This is a genomic window from Devosia sp. (genome assembly GCF_040509215.1).
Taxonomy (GTDB): Bacteria; Pseudomonadota; Alphaproteobacteria; order Rhizobiales; family Devosiaceae; genus Devosia.
Genome location: NZ_JBEVLL010000332.1, coordinates 1 through 10,660 on the forward strand (window position 1 = coordinate 1; position 10,660 = coordinate 10,660).

Sequence of the window (10,660 nt, forward strand, 5' to 3'; positions counted from 1 at the left end):
CCCCGCGATCACCCGGGACGTCGCCCGCGTGTTCAACTTCATCACCGGCTATGCGCGGCCGACCGAACTCGAGACCATCGCGGTTTCTCCGGTCAACATGCGCGAGACACTGATCAACAATATCGCGCGCGAAATCGAGTTCGCCCGCAATGGGCAGCCGGCTTCCATTCTCCTCAAGATGAATTCGCTGGTCGACCCGCAGATCATCGACGCGCTTTATGACGCAAGCCAGGCCGGGGTGAAGGTCGACCTGATCGTGCGTGGCATATGCTGTCTGCGGCCAGGCATTCCGGGCTTTTCGGACAATATCCGGGTCAAGTCGGTGGTTGGACGGTTCCTTGAACACAGCCGCATCTATTGCTTTGGCAATGGCGAGGCCATGCCGTCGGCACGGGCCATCGTCTATATTTCTTCGGCAGATTTGATGGGGCGCAACCTCGACGGCCGCGTCGAAGTTATGGTGCCGATTCTCAACAGAACCGTGCACAAGCAGATTCTTGACAGAACGCTAGTTGCCTATTTGAAGGACAATCAGCAAAGTTGGGAAGTCTTGCCAGATGGCAGTTCCCATCGCTTGCGCGTTGCCGAGGGGGCGGAACCCTTCAACGCGCATGACTATTTTATGACCAATCCGTCGCTGTCCGGACGCGGCAGCGCCGGGATTGGAGACGACGAGGGCTGAGTTTGACACAATTCTGGGGCGTAGACGCCGATCCTACGGCCCAGGGCCGTCTTAAGGGCGCCCAGCCGGTTGCTGTCCTTGATATCGGGTCCAACTCCGTTCGCCTTGTCGTCTACGAGCGCCACGCGCGCTCGCTGACGCCGCTCTACAACGAAAAATCGGCCTGCGCGCTCGGTCGGGGCATTGCCCAGAGCGGGCGGCTGGCCGATGCGAATGTCGAAAAGGCACTCGACGCCATCAAGCGCTTTGCGCTGGTGGCGCGGATGATGCGCGTCGGCAAGGTGCATGTGCTGGCCACTTCCGCCGTGCGTGATGCCGCCAATCGGCAGGAATTCGTCTCGGCAGTGGAAGCGATCATGGAATCGCCTGTCCGGGTGCTTTCTGGCGAGGAAGAGGCGCATTTCGCTGCGCTCGGCGTCGTTGCCGGCATTCCGGGATTTGCCGGCGTGGTCGGCGATCTCGGTGGCGGCAGCCTTGAGCTGTCTGTTATCGCCAATGGTCGCGACGCCGATGGGCAATCGCACGAGCTGGGCGTTATTCGCCTGCAGGACGATGCCGATGGATCGCCCAAGAAGGCTGCGGCCCTAGTCCGCGAAAAACTCAAGAAGTCGCTGCTCGCGGGCATTGAGCCGGGCGGGCAGTTTGCGGCCATAGGCGGTACCTGGCGTTCCCTCGCAAAGCTTCATCTGGAGCTGCGCGACTATCCGCTGCACATGGTGCAGGACTATGTGGTGACGGCGGCGGAGATGATTTCGGTCTGCGAGGACATCATCGCGGCTGAGTCGCTGAAAACCTATCCCGGTTCAGGTAGTGTCAGCAATTCGCGCCGGGAACTGGTGCCATTTGGCGCTGCGGTTCTATCTGAAGTGCTGCGCGCAGGCGCATTCGATAGCGTCGTGTTCTCGGCATTAGGTGTGCGCGAAGGGTATCTCCACGGGCTGCTCTCGGAGGCTGAGCAGTCGGTCGACCCGTTGATTCAGGGTGCGGAGGAGCTCTCGGTGCTCCGGTCGCGGTCCCCCGCGCATGCTTCGGACCTGGTCGAATTCAGCGCACAGTATTTTGCGGCCGCCGGTACGGTCGAAACGGCAGAAGAGAGCCGGCTGCGCCAGGTAGCCTGCCTCCTGGCCGATATCGGCTGGCGTGCACATCCCGATTATCGCGGTCCGCAGAGTGTCGACTCGGTGGCCTATGGATCGCTCACAGGGGTCGATCACCCCGGTCGTGCTGTGCTCGCCCATGCCATTTCGGTGCGTTATGACGGGCTCAAGAGCAAGTCGGCCAATACGCTAATCCCGTTGGCGTCGCCGGAGATGATCAAGCGTGGCCGGTTGATCGGCACGCTGTTCCGCGTGGCCTATCCGATGACGGCGGCCATGCCGGGTGTCCTGCCGCGTATCCGGTTCAGGCTGGATGGCGATGTGCTGGTGCTGCAATTGCCAGAAGACTATGCCTTCCTCAACGGCGAGCACCTGCGCAACCGGCTGAGCCAGTTCGCCAGCTTTGCCGAGCATGCCGACGCACGTGTCGAAGTCGGCTGAGGGTTACTCAGCCGCTTCTGTCTGATTGACCGCGAATTCGATGACGCCCTTGCGGGTAGCCGCGAGGCCGATGCGGCCGTGCTTTATCGCCAGCGCCTTTTCCCCGAAAAGCTTGCGGCGCCAGCCCTTGAGGGCAGGGACGTCGGCCTCATCGTCTAGCACCAGGGCGTCGATGTCGTCTGAGGTGGCAAGGATGCGGGCGGCAACGCCATGCTGCTCGGCCACGGATTTCAGCAGGACGCGGATCAGATCGCCCACGGCGCCCTTGGGCGAGGGACCACGATAGCGCTCGGGCAGGACAGGTAGATCGGCCTTCTGCACGGCCTCGACGCCTTTGAGCAGTTCGATGATCTCTGCTGCCGCCGAACTGCGACCGAAGCCGCGGGGCACTGCGCGCAGCTTGTCGAAGGCATCGGAGGTGAGCGGGCGCTGCACGGCGAGGTCGAACAGCGCATCGTCTTTGAAGACGCGGCTGCGCGGCTGATCGGTGGTCTGCGCCTTGCGCTCGCGCCATTCGGCCAGCACTTTGAGGGCGGCGAGGTCGCGCGGGCGGTTGATCTTCATCTTGAGCCGTTCCCAAGCCTCTTCGGGCTGGACGACATAGGTATCGATGCTGCGCAGCACGGTGAGCTCGTCTTCGACCCAATCCCACCGGCGAGTCTGTTCGACCTGCTTGCGCAGCTCGCGATAGATATCGCGGAGATAGGTGACGTCGGCCAGCGCGTAGAGGCGCTGTTTTTCCGAGAGCGGGCGAGCCGACCAGTCGGTGAAGCGCGAGGACTTGTCGAGCTCGACCTTGCAGATGGCGCGCACGAGGCTGTCGTAGGACGCGCTATCTCCAAAGCCGCACACGCTGGCTGCAATCTGCGTATCGAAGATGTTGTGCGGCACAGCGCCGGTGAGTTTGACAAAGATTTCAATGTCTTGCCGGGCGGCGTGGAACACCTTGGTGACCGATGGATTGGCCAAGAGCGCAAAGAACGGCTTGAGATCGAGGTGATCGGCCAGGGGGTCGATGAGGACCGCTTCGTCATCTGTCGCCACCTGAATGAGACAGAGACGCGGCCAATAGGTGGTTTCGCGGAGGAATTCGGTATCCACCGTAACGAAATCAAACTGGGCTGCACGCTCGCAAAATGCCGAGAGCGCCTCTGTGGAAACAATCAGGTCCATATGAATACCGTCTCAAAATAGTCACTATCGTTCCTAGCAGGTGCTGAAGGATTGCTCCACCTCGGATTTCCGTCACGGCCCGGGAAAGGCCTGGCGCTTGACAAGCGGGGTGCTCCATGCGCTTTTCCCGCCAAGAATCCGGCCCTTTTTGCACTTTTTCGGAAAAGAAAATGACGACACATCGCTACCGTACCCACACCTGTGGCGCTCTCACGGCGAACGATGCCGGCAATAATGTGCGCCTTTCCGGCTGGGTCCACCGCATCCGCGATCACGGCGGCCTGCTGTTCATCGACCTTCGTGACAACTACGGCATCACGCAGTGCGTGATCGACCCTGATTCCGCTGCCTTCGCCGACGCCGAAAAGGTGCGTTCGGAATGGGTGTTGCGTATCGACGGTGAAGTGAAGCTGCGTGACGCTGCGGCGCAGAACACCAACATCGCTACCGGCGCGATTGAAATCTTCATCCGCGAAATCGAAGTCCTGTCGGTCGCCAAGGAATTGCCGCTGCCGGTTTTTGGCGACGCCGAGTATCCCGAAGACATTCGCCTGCGCTACCGTTTCCTCGACCTGCGTCGCGAGAAGCTGCATGCCAACATTCTCAAGCGCACCAGGGTCATCTCGGCCATGCGCAGCGGAATGGGTGACGCCGGCTTTACCGAATTTTCGACGCCGATCCTGACGGCCTCGTCGCCGGAAGGCGCGCGCGACTTCCTCGTGCCCAGCCGCATCCACCCGGGCAAGTTCTTCGCGCTGCCGCAGGCGCCCCAGCAGTATAAGCAGCTCCTGATGGTGGCCGGCTTCGACCGCTACTTCCAGGTTGCGCCGTGCTTCCGCGACGAAGACCCGCGTGCTGACCGCCTGCCGGGCGAGTTCTACCAGCTCGACCTCGAAATGAGCTTCGTGACCCAGGAAGACGTCTGGAGCACCGTCGAGCCGGTGATCACCGACGTGTTCGAGAAGTTTGCCGATGGCAAGCGCGTAACCAAGAGCTGGCCGCGTATTCCCTATGACACGGCGATCCGCAAGTATGGTTCGGACAAGCCCGACCTGCGCAACCCGATTGAAATCCAGGGCGTGACCGAGCACTTTGCCGGTTCCGGCTTCAAGGTTTTCGCCAACCAGATCGAGACTGATCCGAAGGTGGAAGTCTGGGCGATTCCTGCCAAGAACAAGGCTGGCGCCGAGCCGATCGGTCGCGCCTTCTGCGATCGTATGAACGCCTGGGCGCAGGGCGAAGGCCAGCCGGGCCTTGGCTATATCTTCTTCAAGGATGGCGCTGGCTCGGGCCCGATCGCCAAGAACATTGGCGAAGAGCGCACGGCGGCGATCAAGGCCCAGTTCGGCCTTGAGGACGGCGATGCCGTGTTCTTCGTCGCTGGTCGCCCGGAGAAGTTCTACAAGTTCGCCGGCGAAGCCCGTACCAAGGTCGGCACCGACCTCGGCGTGGTCGACACCGAACAGTTCGCACTGTGCTGGATTGTTGACTTCCCGTTCTACGAATGGAGCGAGGAAGAAAAGCGCATCGACTTCGCACACAACCCGTTCTCGATGCCGCAGGGCGGCCTCGAAGCGCTGAACTCGGCCGAGCCGCTGTCACTAAAGGCCTATCAGTATGACGCGGTCTGCAACGGCTACGAAATCGCCTCGGGGTCGATTCGTAACCAGGAACCCGAGACCATGGTTAAGGCGTTCGAACTGACCGGCAAGTCGCGCGAGGAAGTCGAAGAGCAGTTCGGCGGTCTCTATCGCGCGTTCCAGTACGGCGCTCCGCCGCATGGTGGCGCTGCCTTCGGTATCGACCGTATCGTCATGCTGCTCTGCGGCGTGGCGAACCTGCGCGAAATCACGGCTTTCCCGATGAATCAGCAGGCCGAAGACCTGTTGATGGGCGCGCCGAGCCCGGCTTCGGCCAAGCAAATGCGCGAACTGAGTATCCGCCTCAACGTCCAAAGCTGATTTCAGCGCACAAATTTTCTTCTGAAGGCAGGCTGCAAGGCCTGCCTTTTTCGTTTCCACGGAGGGTTAATGGGCTGGTTAACGGGTCTTTAAGATCGCAGCGTTACCAATGGGATAGAGCTGATAGAAGTGGATTTGGTCGGTGAAGGCGAAGTTCTCGCACGTTCTTATGTTGCTGGGCGCCTTGTTGGCCTTCGTTCCCATAGTCTCGGTCGACTATCTTCTCGATGCCTATGCGCGGAACAAGGAAACTACGGCCCTGCAGGCGCGTATCGACGCGCTCAGCTCCGAGATCAACTACAATGCCGCCAATGCCGTCACCGCGCTGCGCAAGGTGATTGCCGATAGCCCATCGTTCTGCACTCCGACTTTTAGTGGCTTTGCCCAGACGGCGATCGACAACAGCTTCAACGTGAAGCAAATCCTCGTCGAGAACATGGATGGCGTGCAGTATTGCGACGCGTTCGGTCGCAACGTCACTTATTCACCGCTCTCCGAATCTCTGCCGGTTCCGGGTCTCACCGAGACGATCACCGTCGTGAAATTTGCCGAGATGGTCATGCCCGCCCTCAAGGTCACGCAGACCCTGGGCGGCGTGCGGCGCATTTCGGCCTTTACCCCTCTGATGGCGACGACGCAGGAATCGCTCGACGACAATCTGCCTGATGGCGCGATGCTGGACATTGCGCTGACCAGCGGTCTCCCGGTGCTGTCCTTGGGCGCGTCGGTGGATTTCGACCGCCAGGCGGCGCGCGGCGATTATCTGGCTGTGCAGAGCTTTGCCGGTGAGCTGCCGATCAAGGTGCGCTATCTGCTGCCTTTTGCTGAGGCGCGGGCGGGCTACGCCGATCTCGATGTGCTTTTCACCATTCTCGGTTGCATGCTGAGCGCAGGACTGCTGCTGCTGACGCTGCGCTATGCCCGCCGTTCTCGCACGCCATCGTTCGATCTCGAGCGCGCTATCGGCCGTAATGAAATCAAGCCCTATTATCAGCCGGTCATCAATCTGCGCACGGGTGGCCTGATGGGTTGCGAAGTGCTCTGCCGTTGGGAAAAGCCGAGCGGCGAAGTGGTGCCGCCGGGTGTCTTCATCGACTATGCCGAAGCCTCGGGCATGGCCATTCCGATGACGCTCTCGCTGATGCAGCAGGTGCGTTATGACCTGAGCGATCTCTCCCAGAAAATTCCGGGCCTGAAGATTTCGATCAATCTCTTCGAGGGCCACTTCCGCGATGTCGGTATTGTGGACGACGTGCAGGCGATCTTCGGCAATTCGCCGATCTCCTACGACCAGCTTGTGTTCGAAATCACGGAGCGCCGCCCGCTGGAAAACTCGCTGGCCGTCAACAGCGTCATCTCTGGGCTCCACGCGCTCGGTTCGCGTATCGCCATGGACGATGCCGGCACGGGCCACTCGAACCTTGCCTATATCGCTACGCTGGGTGTCGACGTCATCAAGATCGACCGCATCTTCGTTGATATGATCAAGCCGGGCACGACTCAGGTGCCGGTGCTCGACGGTCTCATCGCCATGTCCAAGGATCTCGATTGCGAAATCGTGGCCGAGGGTGTCGAGACGGAAGCGCAGGCCATCTATCTGCGCTCGCGCGGGGTCGTTCAGGCGCAGGGCTATATCTTCGCGCCGGCCCTCAAGGTGGGCGCATTCAAGGAACTCGCGCTGGCACTCGCGACGAGTCCAGCCCGCTATTCCGATGCGCAGGATCCCTCTGAAATCGTTACCGACGCGGCCTGATCCCGCCAATTGTGAATTGCCTATGGCGGCGGCTTCGATTCTTGGCTTTACGAGGCCGCAACGCCCCTTTCCTTCGGCGCTTTTTGGTGGCAGGTACGACGCCAACTAAGCTGTGCCGGAGGAAAGCGTGTCGACCGATCCAAATGAACAACGCAAGGTTCTGCGCGAAGCGGCACTGCACTTCCATGAGTTTCCCAAGCCCGGCAAGCTGGAAATCCAGCCGACCAAGCCGCTTGGTAACCAGCGCGATCTGGCGCTCGCCTATTCGCCCGGCGTCGCTGCACCTTGCGAAGAGATAGCCGAGACCCCGGAAGCCGTAGCCCGCTATACGTCGCGGCAGAATCTGGTTGCGGTGATCTCCAACGGTACCGCCGTGCTTGGCCTCGGCAATATCGGCGCGCTGGCTTCCAAGCCAGTGATGGAAGGCAAGGCGGTTCTGTTCAAGAAGTTCGCCGGCATCGACGTTTTCGATCTCGAAATCGACGAGATCAATCCGCAGAAGTTCATCGACGCCGTGGCACCGCTTTGGCCGACCTTTGGCGGGATCAATCTCGAGGACATCCGCGCGCCGGACTGCTTCGAGATCGAGGAGACTCTGCGCGAGCGTATGCCGATCCCGGTGTTCCATGATGACCAGCACGGCACGGCGATCATCGTCGGTGCCGCGGTGCTCAATGGGCTCGAACTGACTGGCAAGAAGATCGACGAGGTGAAGATTTGCACCTCTGGTGCAGGGGCCGCCGCCATTGCCTGCCTCAACGTGCTGGTGGCGCTCGGCGCCAAGCACGAAAACATCTGGGTCGCCGACAAGGATGGTCTCGTCACCCACAAGCGCAACGACGTCAATGACAAGTGGCGCGGCCAGTTCCGCCGCCAGAGCGATGCGACGACGCTGGCCGAAGTCATCGAGGGCGCCGACGTGTTCCTCGGCCTGTCTGCTGCCGGTGCGCTGAAGCCGGAAATGCTTGCCAAGATGGGGCCGAAGCCGCTGATCCTGGCGCTGGCCAATCCCAATCCTGAAATCATGCCCGAAGTCGCCAAGGCGACGCGTCCCGACGCCATGGTCTGCACGGGCCGGTCGGACTATCCCAATCAAGTCAATAACGTCCTCTGCTTCCCCTTCATTTTCCGCGGTGCGCTCGACGTGCACGCAACGACGATCAATGAAGAGATGAAGCTTGCCGCCGTTCGCGCCATTGCCAAGCTGGCGCATGAGCCGGGCCTTGAAGTGTCGCCCTCTGGCGCGCCGGCCGTGTTCGGGCCGGACCACATCATTCCCAATCCCTTCGACCAGCGCCTGATCCTGCGGATCGCGCCGGCCGTGGCGCGCGCTGCGATGGAATCGGGTGTCGCCAAGCGCCCGATCGCCGATTGGGACGCCTATCAGGATCAGCTCAACCGCTTCGTGTTCCGCTCTGGCCTCGTGATGAAGCCGATCATCGATCGAGCACAGGGCAAGAACAAGCGGATCGCCTTTGCCGACGGCGAAGACGAACGCGTGCTGCGCGCCACCCAGGTGCTGCTCGAAGAACGCATCGCTCGCCCTATTCTCATCGGCCGCCCGGCCGTGATCGAGGCCCGTATCGAGCGCTTTGGTCTTGGTATTCAACCGGGTCGTGACTTCGAGGTGATCAACCCCGAAGACGATCCGCGCTATCGCGACTATGTCAGCCTGTTCCACTCGCTCGTCGGGCGCAATGGCGTGACGCCCGATACGGCCCGCACCATCGTGCGCACGAACACGACAGTGATCGGCGCTCTGGCAGTGAAGCGCGGCGAAGCCGATGGCCTGATCTGTGGTCTCCAGGGCCGCTACATCAAGCACGTCCGCGATATCCGCTCGATCATCGGGCTGCAGGACGGCGTCAGCGACGTATCGGCGCTCTCCATGCTGATCATGCCGCGCGGCGCGTTCTTCCTCGCTGACACCTATGTGAACCAGAACCCGACTGCGGATGAACTGGTGAGCATTTCGCTGCAGGCGCGGGACCACCTCAAGCGCTTCAATATCGAGGCGCGCATGGCGCTGCTGAGCTATTCGAACTTTGGTTCGCGCGATGGCGACAGCGCCTTCAAGATGCGCGAGGTCTATGAGAAGCTCAAGGCGGCAGCTCCGGACCTGATCGTCGAAGGCGAAATGCAGGGCGACCTGGCGCTCAACCAAGAGCTGCGCGAGCGCTATGTGCCCGAGACTGCACTGAAGGGCGAAGCGAACCTCCTGATCTTCCCGGACCTCGATGCAGCCAACCTCTCAATGACGCTGCTCAAGGAGATGAACAACGCCCTGGCTGTCGGGCCGATCCTGATGGGCACGCGGGCCCCAGCCCATATTCTGGCGCCGTCGGTCACCAGCCGCGGTATCGTCAACATGGCCGCAATCGCTGCCAATGAAGCCATCGGAGCCGAGTGATGATCCGTCACACCGTCGTTTTCAATCTCAAGCATGACGCCAACTCGGAAGCAGAAGGCGCGTTCCTGAGGGACGCGCTCGTGCTCGAGGCCATTCCGGGCGTCCAAAAATTCGAGCGTCTGCGCCAGGTCAGCCCCAAGGCCGACTACGCCTTTGGCTTCTCGATGGAGTTCGCCGACCAGGCCGCTTATGACGGCTACAATGTGCATCCCGATCACGTTGCCTTCGTTCGGGACCGCTGGGTGCCTGAGGTCGCGGCGTTTCAGGAGATAGACTACGTTGCGCTCTGAGGGCGCGCAGTGCTAAGAGCTGCCGCATAAGTCCTGCCCGCCAAAAGCCGAGGAAGTTCCATGAACCAGATTGCTGTGTTCAGTGGTAGTGCGCACCCCGAGCTGGCAAAGGAGATATGCGCCGATTTAGGCGTACCGTTGCTCCCCACGCGGGTCAAACGCTTCTCCAACGACTGTATCGAAGTGCAATTGCAGGACAATTGCCGCGAGCAGGATGTGTTTCTGGTCCAGACGCTGAGCGCTCCGGTTCAGGAACACCTGATGGAATTGCTGCTCATGCTCGACGCGGCGCGTGGGGCATCGGCGGCGCGGATTACCGCCGTCATCCCGCACTATTCCTACGCGCGCTCCGACAAAAAGGACGCGCCGCGCATTTCCATCGGTGGCCGCTTGGTTGCCGATTTGCTGAAGACGGCGGGCGCTGACCGCGTCCTGACCATGACCCTCCATTCGCCGCAGGTGCATGGCTTTTTCAGCGTACCGGTCGATCATTTGCATGCCCTGCACGAACTGGCATCGCACTTCCGCCGCTTTGATCTCAGCAACACCGTGGTGGTCTCGCCCGATCTCGGCAATGCCAAGACGGCCGCTGCTTTTGCGCGGAGCCTCGGAACGCCCGTGGCTGCTGGTGCCAAGGAGCGGATCACCGACACGCAAGTGCGCATCTCGGCAATCATTGGCGAAGTGCGCGGCAAGGATGTCATCATCCTCGACGATGAAATCGCCAGCGGCGGTTCGATCCTTGAATTGCTCAAGCATCTTCGGGCCAATGGTGCGCGCTCGGCGCGTGTCGCCTGCACGCATGGCATTTTTGGTAGCGACGCGGTTGCGCGTCTGGCCGCCGAGCCTGATG

At 61.2% G+C, this 10,660-nt stretch carries 7 protein-coding genes and 1 pseudogene; 7 read left to right on the forward strand and 1 reads right to left on the reverse strand.

Annotated elements, in window-relative coordinates; translation table 11 throughout:
* Both ABW043_RS18785 and ABW043_RS18790 read left to right on the forward strand, forming a co-directional pair.
* A pseudogene (locus ABW043_RS18785) lies at positions 1 to 682 on the forward strand (RNA degradosome polyphosphate kinase); the annotation flags it as partial.
* Positions 683 to 684: 2 nt separating this feature from the next.
* Entirely contained in the window at positions 685 to 2,220 is a 1,536-nt protein-coding gene (locus ABW043_RS18790) for a Ppx/GppA phosphatase family protein (RefSeq protein WP_353922730.1), read from the forward strand.
* Between the two features lie 3 nt (positions 2,221 to 2,223).
* Here ABW043_RS18790 and rnd read toward each other — a convergent pair whose 3' ends face one another.
* Positions 2,224 to 3,393: a ribonuclease D gene (gene rnd / locus ABW043_RS18795; RefSeq protein ID WP_353922731.1), complete on the reverse strand. Its 1,170-nt coding sequence runs from the start codon at positions 3,391 to 3,393 to the stop codon at positions 2,224 to 2,226.
* Positions 3,394 to 3,563: 170 nt separating this feature from the next.
* Between rnd and aspS the strand changes: the two genes are divergently transcribed.
* From aspS to ABW043_RS18820, 5 genes are all read left to right on the forward strand, one after another.
* Positions 3,564 to 5,354, forward strand: coding sequence for an aspartate--tRNA ligase (gene aspS, locus ABW043_RS18800; RefSeq protein ID WP_353922732.1), 1,791 nt, complete (start codon positions 3,564 to 3,566; stop codon positions 5,352 to 5,354).
* Between the two features lie 142 nt (positions 5,355 to 5,496).
* Positions 5,497 to 7,107 carry an EAL domain-containing protein gene (locus tag ABW043_RS18805; RefSeq protein WP_353922733.1) on the forward strand — a complete coding sequence of 537 codons (1,611 nt, stop codon included), beginning with the start codon at positions 5,497 to 5,499 and terminating at the stop codon, positions 7,105 to 7,107.
* 127 nt (positions 7,108 to 7,234) lie between these two features.
* Entirely contained in the window at positions 7,235 to 9,517 is a 2,283-nt protein-coding gene (locus ABW043_RS18810) for an NADP-dependent malic enzyme (RefSeq protein ID WP_353922734.1), read from the forward strand.
* On the forward strand, positions 9,517 to 9,807 hold the full coding sequence (locus ABW043_RS18815) for a Dabb family protein (RefSeq protein WP_353922735.1): 291 nt from the start codon (positions 9,517 to 9,519) through the stop codon (positions 9,805 to 9,807). Before ABW043_RS18810 ends, ABW043_RS18815 begins: the two co-directional genes overlap by 1 nt.
* Before the next feature lie 60 nt (positions 9,808 to 9,867).
* On the forward strand, positions 9,868 to 10,660 hold a 793-nt coding region (locus tag ABW043_RS18820), incomplete at its 3' end, for a ribose-phosphate diphosphokinase (RefSeq protein WP_353922736.1).